Genomic DNA, 16088 nt, shown 5'->3' with positions numbered 1-16088 from the left:
ATTTTATAAAAAGCTGTATCTTTTTATCTTCTTTTCACGTCATAATAGATGCAGGAAGATTTGGGGGTAAAATACAATGGGCTCAATGATTGTCGAAGGACAAAACAAAAAACGATGGAGCATATTTTTTAGCGCGATTTTTATTCTTTCAGCTTTTTTCTTTCTACCGCTAACCATTCACGCGGAAGATAAGGTCGAGCTGAGTGCCCTGCCCGGAATTGGCGGGGAGTACAAGAATTCCCAGCTCGTGCCCGTTCAAGTCACGCTGACCAACCAAGGAGATGATCTGGAAGGAAGGCTGGTCTTGGAAGCAGCGAATGGAGGAGAGTTTGGCGAAACCTACTATCAGCCGGTTTTCCTAGCGAAGGGTGCGACGAAGCGGGTGACGCTGCTTGTACCCGGACAGAACCTCAATCCGGGTACGTATATCCGATTTTATTCCGGAGATCAAGAGGTAACCAAGGTCAAAATCGGCGGGCGTTCTCTCAGTCCGGACACGCTCTTTGTCGGAGTGTTGGCGATGGATCCGGATACCGCCAACTTTTTGGGCACACTGCCCAAAAGCCAATTTCCGGCGCCAGCCCGAGTCGTCGCCATGAAGGCGGAGGATGTTCCGTCCTTTTCCACTCCGCTGAAGATGCTGGACATTCTGGTCATCAACAATTTTGCCCTTGACAGCTTAAGCAGGGAGCAAATCGCCGCGATTGCGGACTGGACGAAGGAAGGCGGATTCCTCGTTCTTGCCGGCGGCGCGCAAATTGACAAATCGACGGTCGGGCTGTCTCAACTCCTGCCGGTGGAAGTGAAGGGAACGGCGGAGCTTTCGGCCCTGAACAGCCTTTCCAAAGCGGCGAACAAGCCGCTGGAGCTGAAGCGGCCATTCACCGTAAGCGAAGCTTCCGTCAATAAGGGCACCGTTTTATACCGGGAGAACGATATCCCGCTGTTTGTATCGGGCAATGCGGGAGCAGGGAAGGTGCTCTACGCGGCCTATGATCTCACCGAGGAGCCGCTGGGCAGCTGGGCGGGAAACAGCGAACTGTGGGCACAAATGCTTATTAAAGTCAACCAGCGTCCCTTTTATCAAAAAATGGACATGATTTCCAACTTCTGGCCTTTGAACAACGCGGTGGAACGGATCCCCTCGTTAAAGCTTCCGAATGTCCTTACCCTGGGAGTCCTTTTTGCGGTGTATGTCCTGATCATAGGTCCTCTTCTGTATATTATTTTGAAGCGCAGGGAAAAGCGGGAATGGATCTGGTGGATCGTGCCCGTGCTTGCCTTTGTTACGGCTTACGGGATCTACCAGTATGGATTGGTGCAGCGCGGCACGAATGTGCTGGTTCATAATGTCGCCTTCATGGACCTCGACGGGACGGGAACGGGCGATCTGTCGGCAGCGACGGCGATCTTCGTGCCGGGCGGCGGCGACTACAAGCTTCGTTTCCGGGAAAACAGCATGGTCCTGCCGTGGAATCAAATGAGGAATCCTTATGATCAGCAGAAAGTTTGGGTTTCCATCTCCCCCAAGCAGGCTGAAATCGAGTATAAAGACGTCGAGTTTTGGTCCCTGCGCAAAGCCTTTATGCAAAAGAGCCTGCCTGACGCCGGGAAGCTTGTATCCGATCTGGAGTATAGGCATGGAAAATTGGTGGGAACCGTCAAAAATGAAACCCGGTTTGCGCTGCGGGACGTAAAGGTCGTCAATGGAAGGCATGTGCAGGACATTCCGGTGCTGGTGCCGGGCGAAACTGCGCAGGTGGAATTGAGCTTCGACACTAATATCCAATGGCGTCCGGGCGGCGGACCGGTATCCAATACTTACATGATGCTGCCCAAGCATTTGCAGAACCAACGGGAGCCGAGCCGGGAGCAATTCATCCTGGATATGTTCAATACACCAAGCATACAGGTGATGTATTCGAAGCAGTTCTTTCCCGCTGCCAATTGGAGCACGCCCGTGATGATGGTCGGGTGGACCGAAGCTCCAGTGGTGAACGTGGAGGTTGCGGGAGAGAAGACAAAGGAAGAAAATCTGACCTTGGTGAAAGCCGAATTGACGGTCAAGCCGTCAAAGGACGGCTCGGTGTTCCTGCCTGCGGGAACTGTCGAGCCCGTGATGACGGAAAGCTCCGTTCAAGCGAATCATACGGGAGACGGATTTATGATTCCCCCGGGGAATATCACGTTTGAATTCAACATTTTCCGGCCCGACCTGCAGTTTACAATAGAGAAAATCCAGATTTATACGTGGTCCAACGACGGAACCCGTTTTGACAAACAGGTTTACAATTGGAAGACCGGCAAATACGAACCGTTTGGCCAGGCTTTTGAAGCGGGCAAGCTGCTCGCAGGGGAGCAAATCAGCAGCTTTGTGTCCAAGGAAGGCAAGCTGAAAATCCAGTTCGCCCACAGCGCGGATGGCTATCATCATCTCGGCCTGCCGGCGATCAGCGTGGAAGGCAAGGTGATCCAAAAATGATCCGAATTGAAAATCTGCGCAAAAAGTATGGCAAAATGGAAGCTCTCAAGGGACTCGATTTGGAGATTGAGAAAGGTACGGTATTCGGTTTTGTGGGCCCCAACGGAGCGGGGAAATCGACGACGATGTCGATTCTTGCCACGCTGCTGGAGCCGACCGGCGGGAAGGCGTATGTGGGCGGCTACGATGTCGTGAAGCATCCGAAGCCGGTTCGCAAGCTGCTCGGCTATATGCCGGACTTTTTTGGGGTGTATGATCATCTTCGGGTTGACGAGTATCTCGATTTTTATGGGGAAGCCTATGATATCCCCGCCGCGGAGCGAAAGATGATCATTCCCCAGCTGTTGGAGCTGGTGAATCTCAGCCACAAAACCGGCGCCTATGTCGATTCGCTGTCGCGCGGGATGAAGCAGCGTCTGGGCTTGGCGCGCTGTCTGGTCCATAACCCGGAGGTGCTGATCCTCGACGAGCCGGCATCCGGACTGGACCCCCGTGCGAGAATCGAGCTGCGGGAGATTCTCAAGGAGCTGCGCAATATGGGCAAAACCATTATCATCAGCTCCCATATCCTGCCCGAGTTGGCGGAGATGTGTGATGTGATCGGCATCATCGAAGGCGGAGAGTTGATCGCTTGCGGAAACGTCGAGCAAATCTACAAGCAGATGCAGGGGCATAAGGTGTTGAAAATTCGCCTGAGCGACCGGGCGGAGGAGCTGGCGGCCAAGCTTGAAGCGCTGCCCGTCATCGATCAAGTGCGGGTGGAAGGGCAGATCGTAACCGCAGGCTTTGCGGGAACCGAGGAGGAGCAAGCCGCCCTGCTGGTTGACTTGATTCAGTCGGGCTTTCCGCTGCTGTCGTTTGCCGAAGGAGAAGGCAATTTGGAAGAGATCTTCCTGGAGATCACGAAAGGAGTAGGCTCATGAATCTTGTCCGACGCTTGAGAAATCCCGTCTTATTCAAAGAACTTCGCATGCGCATGCGCTCCAAGCGTTCTCCGTGGGCGATCAGCCTCTATCTGCTGGTGCTGGGGGGAATTGCGCTGGCCTTTATTTATCTGCAGACCGGTTTGGACAGCTATTTCAATCCCAACCGCTCGCGGGAAATTTTCATGATGTTATCCCTCTTTCAGCTTGCCATGGTGGCCTTCGTGACACCGGGCTTAACCGCCGGGGTGATCAGCGGTGAGCGCGAGAGACAGACCTTGAACATTCTGCAGACAACGAATCTGTCAGCGACCAAGCTCATTTTGGGAAAATGGCTGGCTTCCTTGAGCTTTATGATTTTTCTCGTATTGGCCTCTATTCCGCTTTACAGTATCGTTTTTCTGTTTGGCGGAATATCTCCCGTTCAGCTGCTTCAAGTATTCAGCTTTTATTTGGTTACGATGTTATCCTGCGGAGCGGCTGGAGTTTTCTTTTCCACTGTATTCAAGCGGACGGGCGTGTCTACGGTGGTGACCTATGCCGTGATTTTCGGATATACGGCCGGATCGGGGATTTTTGCGACTTTGGCCACCAGCTTTTTCATGCGCGGGCTTTACCAATCGGGGGGCGGGATTCCAAATCCGGGCGTTCCTTTTTGGTCGCATTTTTTGCATAGTGTCAATCCGCTGTTTGCGATGCTGGACATTTTTGATCAAGGGCCTTTGCGGAGCATGTACGGTGTTTCCGGACAGCACGCGCCGCAGATTGATTCCTATTGGTTGTTCAGTCTGTTTTTCGGATCATTGACGGTCATCCTGCTTCTCTGGTCGATCTATCTCGTTCGCCCCGTAAAGCCTCGGTTGTTCCGCAAATAATCATCGCGCGAGCCCCAAGGAGTGTGATTCCGTGTTCGCATCACAAAGGGATGAATTCAAGGAGCTGCTGCAGCCAGTCAAACGGCGCTTGCTGCTTCGGCAGCTTATAAGCGGGATTGGACGCTGGTCGCTTTGGGCGATGGGAGCGGGAATCCTGCTTCTGCTGGCGGCCCGCTTTTTTCCGATCCCCCATTATTGGTCGCTGGCCGTCGGACTTCTTGCATCAGCCATAGGGGGATGGATGATCTATTCCTTGTTGAGGCCTCCCGCATGGGAAGCGGCTGCGCGCGAAGCCGACCGCTTGGGTTTATCCGAGCGGGCGGTGACCGCTTGGGAGAATCGGGAGAATGCCGCTCCGATCGCTGTCATGCAAAGAGAGGACACGCTTCGCCGGCTGCGTTTGCAGCTTCCCGGGATCCTGCAGCGGCTCCCCGTTTGGACGTTTGCCCGCCGACCGTTTATGCTGCATGCCAGTGCTGCGGGCATCTGGCTTTTGCTGCTTGTGCTGCCCAATTCGATGGATGCGGTTCTGCGGGAGCGGGCGCTGGCGGCCCAAGCGGTCGAATCCGCCGGGCAGAAGCTTGCGGAAGCGGTGGAGGAAGCCGGAAAAAACGACAAGCTCACCGCTGAGCAAAAGCGGCAGCTGAGGGGTATTTTGAATGGGCTCAAGCAGGAGCTCGCGGAAAACAAGCCGTTGGCGGAACAACTCAATGCGCTGGAAAAAGCGGAAATGGAATTGCTGGCCCTTCGGCAAAAGGAGCTGCAAAAGCGGGAAGCCCTGAGGCAGCTCCAGCAGAAGCTCGGGGAGAATAAGGTTTTTGAGGATGCAGCCAAAGAGCTTGCCAAGCAAGATCGGGAGACTTTGCTGGAAGCCATGAGGGAAATTGAAAAGCTTATGGCGGGTTTGTCTGTGCAACAGCAAGAGGAGCTGGCGCGTTTGCTGGAGGAATTGGCGCAAACGGCAGCGGGCGCCGAAGGCGGTGACGCCGGTTTGCAGCAGATCGCGGAAAATTTGCATCAGGCGGCGGAAAATCTTCGCAGCGTCAACCTTCCGCAATCGTTCCAGGAGATGAAGGATGCTCTGTTGCAGGTGATGCAGCAAAATGCGCAGATGCAGGATATGGCGTTTCAGACGGCCCGGGCTTTGAATGCCCTGCAGCAGTCGCAAATGAGCCTCGGTCAAGCGTTCGTGGGGAATAGCGGCCAATCGGGGACGGCGGGCCAAGGCGTAAGCGGAGCTTCGGGGGCGGCCTCCTCGGGCCAAGGGAGCCCGGGTGGCGAGTCGGCGAGCGGTCAAGGAAGCGGTTCGGGCGGTGGCCAGGGTCAGGGAGCTGGCCAAGGAGCAGGCAGCGGCTCAAGCTCGAAAGGCCAAGGCGGTGAAGGTCAGGGCAGCGGTCAAGGCCAAGGTGCCGGCGGGGGTCAAGGCCAAGGAAGCGGTTTGGGAAGCGGACAGGGTCAAGGAGCTGGCCAAGGAGCGGGCAGCGGTTCTGGAACCGGCGGTACAGGCACCGGAGGAACAGACACCGGAGGAACAGGAAGTGGAGCCGGACTCGGGGGAGGAAGCCACGAGCTGGTGAATGTGCCATCGGAGCGGATTGCCGGAGACGGCCCCACGGATACGGCGGGTGGCCCGCTTGGCGAAGGCGCCAGTGAAACGCGCCAGAGCAGCCAAACTCAGGTGAGCTCCGGTACAGCCCGACCTTACGAGGAAGTGTTTCAGCAGTATCGGCAATTTGCCCGCGACAGCATGGAGCGCCAGCTGATCCCGGCGGAATATCAGGAAGTGGTGAAGGAGTATTTTACGAATATAGAGCCTTAGACATCCCATGTGATTCTCATGGCATCGGCGGGCTGATTTGCTCAATGTGGAGGAAGATTGTGCGGAATGGGGGAACATTTTTACCTTATTATAAGAATTGGTGCTAAAAGATGATCCATAGAGGAAGATATTTCCCTTATTTGCAAAATCAATGATGACATCACAATGTTACCGTCCAAATGAAAATGATTTGTTTCGTTAGTTGAAAGAAAGAACCCTAATAAGAAAGGAGCCCTATTGCGCCCTATGGAAAGCTTGCAGCAGTTGGAGAGGTATCAGGCCGTGATCGCTCAAGTGCGGGAAGAAATCGGAAAAGTCATGGTCGGTCAGCGCGAGGTAATCGAACAAATGCTTTGGGCGGTGTTCGGCGGAGGGCATGCACTGCTTGAAGGGGTCCCTGGTTTGGGCAAAACGCTGCTTGTACGCACTTTGTCGGAAGCTTTCGAGCTCAGCTTCCAGCGTATCCAGTTTACGCCCGATTTGATGCCGGCAGATATTACCGGGACCAACATCCTCCAGACGGATGAAGAGGGGCGTCAGCAATTTCGGTTTCAGCAGGGACCTGTGTTTGCCAATGTGGTGTTGGCCGACGAAATCAACCGGGCCACGCCGAAGACGCAAAGCGCCTTATTGGAAGCGATGCAGGAGCACACGGTTACCGCAGGAGGCGTCACACGGAAATTGCCGGAGCCGTTCTTCGTGCTGGCGACGCAGAACCCGTTGGAGCAGGAGGGAACTTATCCGCTTCCGGAAGCGCAGCTGGACCGTTTCATGCTGAAGATCGATGTGCCGTTTCCGACGGAATCGGAGCTTCGCGAGATCGTGCAGCGCACGACGGTTCGGAGGGAGCATCGGGTCGACAAGGTTGCCGACGGAGGAATCATACAAGAGATTCAGAACGCTGCGCAGGAGATTCTGTTCGCCGATCCGGTGCTGAACTATGCGGTCAGGCTGCTGCTGGCGACCCATCCTTCTCCGGAGGCGATCGACCCGGTCCGCCAGTATGTGCGGGCGGGGGCGGGACCTAGGGGCGTGCAGGCGATGATTGCGGCGGCCAAGGTTCGCGCCATGATAGACGGTCGCTTGAACATCTCTTATGAAGATGTGGAGGCGGCGGCCGTTCCAGCGTTGCGGCACCGAATTTTTTTGAATTTTGAAGGAGAGGCCAACGGCATCCGAACGGATGGGATTATCCGCGAGCTGCTCGCCGCCGGGGCAAAAGCGAAATGAGCTACCTGCTGGATCCGTCATTTTTGCGCCGTCTGGAGCGGATGCAGGTCGTCAGCAGACGGATGATGAGCGGCTCCCACATGGGCAAACGGCGTTCCCGCAGCCTGGGAAGCTCGCTGGAGTTCGCCGATTTTCGCTCCTATTATCCGGGCGATGACCTGCGTCAGCTGGATTGGAACGCTTACGCCCGCTTGGGCAAGCTCCTGCTCAAAACGTTCCTGGATGAGCGCGAGCTGCACATCACTCTTTATTTGGACTGCAGTCTCTCAATGAACTACGGGAGCCCGAGCAAATTCGCGCAGGCGGTTCAGCTTGCCGCCGCTTTGGGATACGTGTCCCTGCAGCATTTGGACCGTGTGTCGGTGTATGCTTTCGAGGATCGGGTCACGGCTCGCCAGCCTTTCCTATTGGGAAAGGGCAAGTCGCATGCGCTGTTCCAATTTCTGAACGGTCTGCGACCCGGGGGAACGGGCAGCATCAACAGAGCCTTGCGTTCCGGCGCAGCCATCCACGGGAAGCCGGGCGTGTCGGTCATACTCTCGGACTTTCTGTTTGAGGACGGCTATGAAGCGGGTATTTCCTTTGTTCAGGCATCACAGCAGGAAGTCATTTTGGTGCAGATGCTGACCGAGGAAGAGCGGCGTCCGCAGCTTCAGGGCGATTTGCGGCTGATCGACAGCGAGACGCAAGCGGGGAAAGAGATCGCTCTGTCCCCCCCCGTTTTGAAGGACTATCGGCAGTCTTTGGCCGATTTCCAATCGAGCATGAAGGCATTTGCCGCCCGCCGCGGAATGGTCTATGTGGATGCGGATCCTTCGCTGCCCATAGAGGATATTGTATTTAAAACATTCGCCCCGATGGGCTTGATCCGGTAGAAAGGAGGAGTCTCATGCAGTGGCTTGCGTTTGGGAATTTGGCTTTTCTATGGATGTTTCCGGCCATTATCCTCCTCTATATCCTCAAGCGAAAATATGAAGATCAAGCAGTGGCGAGCATCCTGCTTTGGCAGCGGGTACTGCAAAACCGGGAAGCGAATCGGCCGTGGCAAAAGCTTGAGCGGTACCTGCTGCTGTTCCTGCAGCTTCTCGTCGCGCTCCTTCTTCTGCTCGCGCTTCTCCGGCCCGCGGTTCCGGTCGAGGGAGCCATCGCCGCTCATACGGTGCTGGTCATCGATTCCTCGGGCAGCATGCTGGCCCGGGAAGGGCAGCAGACCCGTCTGGAGCTGTCCAAGCAAGCTGCGCTCAAGGTCGTGGAGCACCTGGGAAGCAATCAGCGTTTGACGCTGGTGGAGATGGGCCGCGAGCCCAAAGTACTGGTCTCGAAGAGCGGGGATCAGGCGGCCTTGCGTCAAGCGCTGAACGGTATCGTTCCCCGGGCTGGGACGGGAGACAGCCGGGCCGCCTTGTCCTTGGCGAAGGCGATCGCCGCATCGGAGCCGGGCAGCGGAATCATGTGGTTTGGCGACGGAGACCGGGGCCGCATGGCGGAGTCGGACTTCAGCGCGCTGCAGCCCGAAGCTTTCCGGCACATTCAGCCCGGAGTGACGCAGGATAATCTCGCGGTCGGGTCATTTGTCACGCAGCTTCGGGATGGACGGATGGAGGGGCTGCTGCGGATCGACAACTACGGCTTGTCCGAGCGCAAAGGACGCGCGGTCATTTACGACCGGGAGCATCGGGTGCTGGATGTCGGGAATTTAACAGTCGCGGCCAAAGGCAGCTTTTCCTTGAGCTTTTCCGATCTGCCCTCAAGTCCCGCCTATGAGGCCGAGCTGGAAATCAAGCAGGATGCCCTGTCCGAAGACAATCGGGCTTGGAGCGTGCCCTTTGCCTCGGGCAAAGCCCGAGCCGTCCTCGTTTCGCCGGCGGGCAACCGCTTTTTGACCCAGGCTCTCCTTTACGGGAACCGGGTGGAGCTGGAAACGATGAACCGATTGCCGGATCGACTGGATGACAAGGTCGATTTGTGGATTTTCGACGGCGTTGTTCCGAAGCAGTTGCCCAAGGGAAATTTGCTGCTGGTGGCGCCGGCGGAATCGGCCTCCTGGTTCGAAGCCTATGGAACGCAAAAGCTGACCCGCCCGTTGGAGACGAACAAGCCGGAGCATCCGCTTTTGGCTTATGCGGACCTGAAGGATGTGCATGTGGCCGAACATGTCGCTTGGAAGCCAATCAGCGGGATGGAGCCGCTGGTCTCCTCGGGCGATCAAGCGGTCATTTCGGCAGGGACGCTGCAGGGGCGCAGAGCGGTGATTTTGGGCTTTGATCTGCATCAGTCCGATTTTCCGCTGCGCCCGGCCTTTCCCATTTTTATGCAGAACAGCTTGAGCTGGCTTTCCCCGGCACAGTCCGTTCCCATCGGGACCGCCTATCCGGGAGAAACGGTTGTCCTTCCCTTGACTCCGGGAGCTGCGATGCGTGTGCTGATTCAGCCGGACGGCAAGCAAATTCAAGTGGACGGTCAGGGCTCCGTCTATCTTTACGCCGTTCCCGAGCAGACGGGGCTTTTCACCTTGCGGGAAACCCGCGGCAGGGACGAACTGACGCGTTATTTTGCGGTGCAAATGAGGGCCGCGGAGTCCGACATTGCTCCCAAGACGCTTCAGGTGCCCGTATATGAGGGAGACGAGAAACCAAAGGGTGATGCAGGCCAACAGTTACAGGGAATGCAAGTGAAGGGAATGAAAGGCTTGAGGGAGCTGGCCGTCTGGTTGGTCCTTGCGGCCTTGTTGACGGCGTTTGCGGAATGGGCGGTGTATCGGCGTGGGTATTGACTGGACGGAACCATTATACCTTTTATTGCTGCTGCCCGCGACGGGGCTGCTTGTCCATTGGTGGAGAACACAGCAGCGGGTCGTCGGATGGAAGCGTTATATCATTGTGGGCATTCGTGCGCTGTTTTTTCTTCTGCTGATTTTGGCCTTGGCGGGTACCCATCTGTTGTTTCCTGTTCGCAGTGAGATAGTCGTGTTTGTTGTGGACCGCTCGGCCTCCATGAAGGAGGATGCAAGGGTGGTTCCTTTTCTGCAGGAGGCTCTGAAGGGGAAAGCCCCGCAGGATCAATACGGGATCGTCTCCGTCGGACGGCAGGCCGTCGTGGAGCAGCCGATCTCCGGGCAAGCGGAACTGACCCCGTTGGGAGCATTGGTGCAGCCGCATGCGACGAACCTGGCCGAAGGCATTCGTCTGGCAGCCGGGATGATTCCCAGTCAAGCACGGGGGAAGATTGTTCTGATCAGCGACGGCCTACAGACGCACGGGGACGCGCTGGTTGAGGCCAAATTGGCTCAAGAGCGCGGAATCATCGTCGATGCCCTGCCGCTTCAGCAGCCTGAAGGCGATGAAGCCGTGCTGGCGTCTCTCCAGGTGCCGGACCGCCTCTTTTTGGGCGAAGAATTCCCGATCAAGGTGACGGTGGAAGGCACGGCGGCAACCCGCGGGACGCTGATTTTATATGAGGGCAATGAAAAAATAAGCGAGCAGGCCGTACAAATCGAAAAGGGCCAAAACCGCTTCGTTTTTCAAGGGAAATCCGATCGGGAGGGCTTCCATCGCTATCGGGTGGAGCTGAAGGCGGACAAAGACACGATTCGGGTGAACAATCAGGCGTATGCTTTTACGCAAGTGAATGGAACGCCCAAGGTGCTGGTGCTCGAGGGGCATCCGGGAGCGGCGGGCAATCTTGTGAGGGCGTTGGAAGCGGGGGAGATTGCCGTGGACGTGCTGAACCCGTCGCTGCTGCCGAAGGAGCTCGATGATTACAAGCAATACGCGGGCATCGTTCTCGCCGATCTTCAGGCCACGCAGGTCAGCGACCGCGATATGGAGCGAATGCGCGCCGCAGTCCGCGACCTCGGCCTCGGGCTTGTGATGACGGGGGGGCCGGACAGCTTCGGGATGGGCGGCTGGTTTAAAACCCCGATTGAAGAGGCTCTGCCCGTCTATATGGATCTGCGCGGGAAAGAGGAGCTGCCGTCATTGGGCTTGGTTCTCGTCATTGACAAGTCCGGCAGCATGTCTTCCGGAATGGGCGGTCCGAACAAAATGGAGCTGGCCAAAGAAGCGGCGATCCGCGCAACCGAAATGCTCAACGATCAGGACGAGCTGGCGGTGGTCGGCTTTGACAGCTTTCCGTTCCTGGTGGTGGAACCGCAATCGGTCAAAAATCTGGATGACATCCAAAGCCACATCGGCAGCATCTATGCAGACGGCGGAACCGATATTTTTCCGTCCCTGCAAATGGCTTATGAAAATATCAAGCTGATGAAAACCCAACGAAAGCACGTCATCCTGCTGACCGACGGACGATCCGGACGTCAGGACGATTACGGGGGTCTGTTGGGGCAAATGAAGGAAGAGAAGATCACGGTATCGACCGTGGCTGTCGGAAATGACGCGGATACGCTGCTGCTGGAGGAAATCGCCCGGATGGGCAGCGGCCGCTACTACATGGCCAACGATCCCGGCAGCATTCCCAAAATCTTCAGCAAGGAAACGGCGTTGGCCAGCCGCACCTTTATCGTGGAAAAACCGCAAATCCCGCAGCGCTTCGGCGGCGGCGACTGGTCTTATTTGCGAGGGGATCTCCCGCCGATCCATGCTTACATGGCAACGACAGCCAAGGTGACCACGGAGAAGGTGCTGGTGAGCGCCGACAAGGATCCATACCTGGCTCGTTGGCAGTACGGATTGGGCCGCGCTGTCGCTTGGACCTCCGATTTGGAAGGGAAATGGTCCCCCCTTTGGGCGACCTGGGGAAACAACGGGCGGCTGTGGAATCAAATCATTTCCTGGACGTTTCCGCAGGTTGGTCAAGGCGGCTGGGAGACCGACACCGAGCTGGATGGAATGAAAGGCCGCATTTCCGTCACTCTGCCCCCGGGACTGTCCATTCCGCAGCAAATGGAAGCGATCGTGTTAAATCAGGAGCTGAACCGGGAGATCATCCCGCTGAAGCCGGTGGCGCCGGGCAAGCTGCAAGGCGAGTTTGCCGCCGGTGAGCCGGGGACGTATATGATTCAAGTCGTGGAAAAACAAGGCGAGCGGATTGTTGCCAACGAAACTGCGGGTCTTTCGATTTCCTATTCTCCGGAATACGGGCTCAGGCAAAACGGCGAGTCCTTCCTGCGGCAGCTGGCCGCAGCCGGCGGCGGACAATTGATTTCGGAGCCGTCTGGCGCTTTCGGCGGCGGGCTGCCCGGCAAATGGGAGGAGCAGCAGATCGGCGACCTCCTGCTGATGCTTGCCGCGATTCTTTGGCCGCTGGATATCGCGGCGCGGCGTGTCCAGCTCTCCTCCGCTCTGGTGCAGCGATGGAGGGAGCGTTGGTTCACGCGCCGTTCCGCTCCCGCGGTTTCCGAAGCAAGAAGCAGGGTGCTGGGCGAGCTTCAGGCGAAGAAGGGCGTGGGGCCGGATTTGAAAAAGGAGATGTCCGGGGAAGTTGCGCCGGGGCGAAAATATGCGTTTTCCGGGAAAGCTGAGCCAAGACAGAATGCGGTTCCGGGGGAAGTTGCACCAAGACGGAATAATGCCGCTCCCGAGAGTGCTGTGCCTGTAAAGGAAAAGCAAGTTTCACCGCCTCCGCAGGCGCAACCCAAGCCCAAGACGGACGGTCCCAAGGCAGGCTCCCCCAAGGCTGAGCCGTCGCATTCTGCTGCGAACGTCCAGGCCTTCAACCGTTTGCTGAAGGCCAAGAAAAAGAAAAGGTAAGCAACCATAAGCTGGCTGCACAGCTAACAGACCATAGAGCTAACAGATCGCAGATATTTCTAGGGATTCGCCTTATTTTATCAATCAATATGGTTTAATATTTTCAAGGTGGGTGAAAATTATGTCTTTATCGAAAGAACAATTGGAAAAGTGCTTTAAGGATAAGCCATATGTGGAACTCGAGGACTTTGGTTCAGCTAATCGAGGACAATTTTGAATATACGTCACTCTCAAAAAGAAGGACAGTCTATCCGATGAACAGAAGAAAAAAATGACTTCAGAAATTTTTAACGATGAAGGTGTACTTTATCAACTTCACCAGACCAAGAAGGATCGGAAAGCAGGGATATCCACATACAGCGATAGCGAGGAAGAATTTGCAAAGCTGTTAACCAAGGTTGATAATGGAAAGTGGTGCTTACAAGGTCTTATGGACAACATATGCTAGAGTGACACTTGCGCGTATGCATGAATACAAAGTAAACCCAATGACCGTGTTTCGTCGGTCGAAAGCCATTATCATCCCTCGTCTAAAACTGATGGTGTCTCTGATTTCGCAGGCTTTGAATTTAACGGCTATTATTGGGCATTGATTGGGAATGTGGTTATAGTTTATAAAGTTGACGAACAGCTCCATGAGGTCCACGTTGACGCTTGTTATTTTGCAGATACGGGAACTTCTCATCATATTTTCCGGGGAATAGATCCTGATGAAGAATGAATAAGGCAATGATACAATGTTTGTTGATCATTGCCTTTAAATTTTCAATGACAATCAACACAAATCTCTGGTCCTGTTTCATTAAAATAAAAATGGCTGAACGCCTTGGAATCATCACTCCAATTTGTGCGATGATCCTTTGGATCCTGCCGACTTTTTTTCAATCCGTACACTCACGAACGTTCCGGAAATGACGTTTTCATTCATACACTTGTATATGACGATGACCCCAAGTATTTTCAAATGGTCAGACAAGACCATCGGGAAACTTAACCTCAAAGCATAAATAAACGTCAAAAATAATTTGCCGATTGAAATGGTCGCATTCAATAGCCTTACGGATGAAGAAAAAAATTTAATTCCAGTAAGCCCCAAGGATTCAATTGTAAAGAAAGTGACGGTGCCGGCGATATCATACCGAAACCGATTCTTCGGAAATCTTGTAGAGTTTTTGTTGATTTGGATAAAAGAACGGTGATTGGAAAAGGATTTGGCGGCAAATAAAAAAGTTCCACGAATTCTCAACAAAACTGGAGGTGGTGATCTAGAATGATCTGGAAGTACGCAAGTTCTCTGTTCCTAACGATTTTAGTAGTTGCAATCCTTTCGGCATGCAAAGAGGAGCCCAAGAAACAGCCAGTCGTCACCGATAAAGAAAGTCTGAACCCGATACAAGTACAACCTACAGAGATATCAAGCCTTATCCCGGTTATAGAACCGAACACAACTAATCCCTCTATTTCCAAAACCATTACTTTGGCTGAAAAACCCCTGAAATCAAGTGTCAAGGAATCGTCCAATGGTTTTCAAATCGAGTTCGTCGATGCTGGAGACGCCTACGTCATGCAATCCTTCTCCACTCCGCGAAAGGATGCCATTGTCCACGTTGTAAGGAGAACTGAAGCTAATGGGGAGGAAAGATGGTACCGCAAAGATTTGCTTCTTGTCAGACCAGAATCGAAAGAAGTGCGAACTTTCATGCTCATGCATGGTCGAACAGACGATTCATATACATCGGATTCAGTAACCAATTCATATGGTTTCCTGGATGAGGAAAACATCCTATATACAGCTGTTCATGGTATGGCAGGCACAGATACTTCCTATAACATTGAAAAAATGAATATTTATACAGGCGAGAAGACAGTGCTGTTCACACGGCAGCCGGAAAATCCTTCTCCTGATTTTTTTACGCCCGGTTGGCTAACCAACAGTAAAGAAAAACTGGTTCTCCCCACCTTTTCCCAAGGGAAATTACATGTCTTCGATTTAAAGCAGCAAAGTTTTTTAACAGCAGAGAATCGGTTTCCCAGCTCTTGGCCGATGTATTCGATTTTCCGGTCACCGGACGGGGAGCGATTTTGGCATGGAGGAAAGTTGTACGATTTACAGGGACGCCTCCTGTCAGAATTAAAAGAAACAGGCAACCACAGATTGGCCATACATTGGAGTCCGGACAATCAATTCTCCGCCCAGCATTATGCTTTTGAGGATGGAGACGAACATCGAATGTCCGGAGGAGAAAGCGACATACTAGGTCCGCAAGGCTTGGTGTTCATAGACCGGTCCGGAAAGATCAGTCAACGTTTTGAAACGGAAGGTGATATCCATGTTGAATTGGTCGGCTGGATTCCGAAGAAACAAACCGCAATTATCCAATACTACCAAATTGATAAAAAGAAACCGATCAACGAACAAAGGATAAATGCAACCTACAAAGCTGTAAACGTAGTATCCGGACAGACGAGAACTCTCACAGCGGTATTCATGGAGAAGTTGAATAATTTTGAACGGGCCGAAACCTGGTCCCCCTATTCGAGTTCGTTCGACTATATGTTTTTTGTGGACTTGGATAGTGGAACGTATTGGCGATCCCTTGAAAGAGCTTATTACTTGGGGCAGCTTGAAGATGGTGGCCATAGGTGGATGACCATTGATTACGGCAAAGGAGAATCAGTTATCTATAATTTACAGCCTTCAAAGAAAAAGATAGAACGTATATTCGAAGGTCGAACGATCAATCCCGGTGAGTTGCTTTTAAATCAATGGTTCATTTCCATCGAAAGACAGGGTCTGTCCTATAAGAGATTGAACCAACGGAAACAATCGTGAAGTGACGAAATGAAGAATAATTCGTCCCAAATCTTTTGAACAGGGTACAATACCAATTGCTTTTATGGGCTATAAAGAAATCAAACAACTGAATGGATTTAGAATATACTTTATATACGACTGGACAGTGAGAAGTTTTCACGTTTAAGAAGCAAGCGAATCCGCATCCGGATGGGCCGATTTCTGCTTGGAACGAATAATTTGAGTTAGGGCCAGAT

At 53.9% G+C, this 16088-nt stretch carries 9 protein-coding genes; all 9 read left to right on the top strand.

All coding sequences use genetic code 11. The features are described 5' to 3' along the window. Window positions 1-76: 76 nt before the first annotated feature. The 9 genes from VF724_RS18120 to VF724_RS18080 all read left to right on the top strand — a co-directional run bounded on the left by VF724_RS18120 (window position 77) and on the right by VF724_RS18080 (window position 15870). Window positions 77-2482, top strand: a complete 2406-nt coding sequence (locus VF724_RS18120; protein ID WP_371755652.1) for a DUF8815 domain-containing protein — start codon at window positions 77-79, stop codon at window positions 2480-2482. Next, window positions 2479-3405: an ABC transporter ATP-binding protein gene (locus VF724_RS18115; protein ID WP_371755651.1), complete on the top strand. Its 927-nt coding sequence runs from the start codon at window positions 2479-2481 to the stop codon at window positions 3403-3405. Before VF724_RS18120 ends, VF724_RS18115 begins: the two co-directional genes overlap by 4 nt. Next, the gene (locus tag VF724_RS18110) at window positions 3402-4280 is read left to right on the top strand and encodes an ABC transporter permease (RefSeq protein ID WP_371755650.1); all 879 of its coding nucleotides are present in this window, start codon (window positions 3402-3404) and stop codon (window positions 4278-4280) included. The genes VF724_RS18115 and VF724_RS18110 overlap by 4 nt, the downstream gene beginning before the upstream one ends. A 31-nt stretch (window positions 4281-4311) precedes the next feature. Further along, complete coding sequence (locus VF724_RS18105) at window positions 4312-6099, top strand: DUF8809 domain-containing protein (protein ID WP_371755649.1); 1788 nt, start codon at window positions 4312-4314, stop codon at window positions 6097-6099. A 246-nt stretch (window positions 6100-6345) separates the two neighbouring features. Beyond that, window positions 6346-7329, top strand: coding sequence for an AAA family ATPase (locus VF724_RS18100; RefSeq protein WP_371755648.1), 984 nt, complete (start codon window positions 6346-6348; stop codon window positions 7327-7329). Continuing rightward, the gene (locus tag VF724_RS18095) at window positions 7326-8204 is read left to right on the top strand and encodes a DUF58 domain-containing protein (protein WP_371755647.1); all 879 of its coding nucleotides are present in this window, start codon (window positions 7326-7328) and stop codon (window positions 8202-8204) included. The genes VF724_RS18100 and VF724_RS18095 overlap by 4 nt, the downstream gene beginning before the upstream one ends. A gap of 14 nt (window positions 8205-8218) precedes the next feature. Then, complete coding sequence (locus VF724_RS18090) at window positions 8219-10102, top strand: vWA domain-containing protein (protein ID WP_371755646.1); 1884 nt, start codon at window positions 8219-8221, stop codon at window positions 10100-10102. Then, window positions 10092-13037 carry a VWA domain-containing protein gene (locus tag VF724_RS18085; protein ID WP_371755645.1) on the top strand — a complete coding sequence of 982 codons (2946 nt, stop codon included), beginning with the start codon at window positions 10092-10094 and terminating at the stop codon, window positions 13035-13037. The genes VF724_RS18090 and VF724_RS18085 overlap by 11 nt, the downstream gene beginning before the upstream one ends. A gap of 1270 nt (window positions 13038-14307) precedes the next feature. Further along, the gene (locus VF724_RS18080; protein ID WP_371755644.1) at window positions 14308-15870 is read left to right on the top strand and encodes a hypothetical protein; all 1563 of its coding nucleotides are present in this window, start codon (window positions 14308-14310) and stop codon (window positions 15868-15870) included. Window positions 15871-16088 lie beyond the last annotated feature (218 nt).

The sequence above is a fragment of the Ferviditalea candida genome (genome assembly GCF_035282765.1).
In the GTDB taxonomy this organism is placed as follows: domain Bacteria; phylum Bacillota; class Bacilli; order Paenibacillales; family KCTC-25726; genus Ferviditalea; species Ferviditalea candida.
The sequence above is the reverse complement of the archived record's forward strand: the minus strand, read 5'-3'. Positions and strand labels throughout refer to the sequence as shown.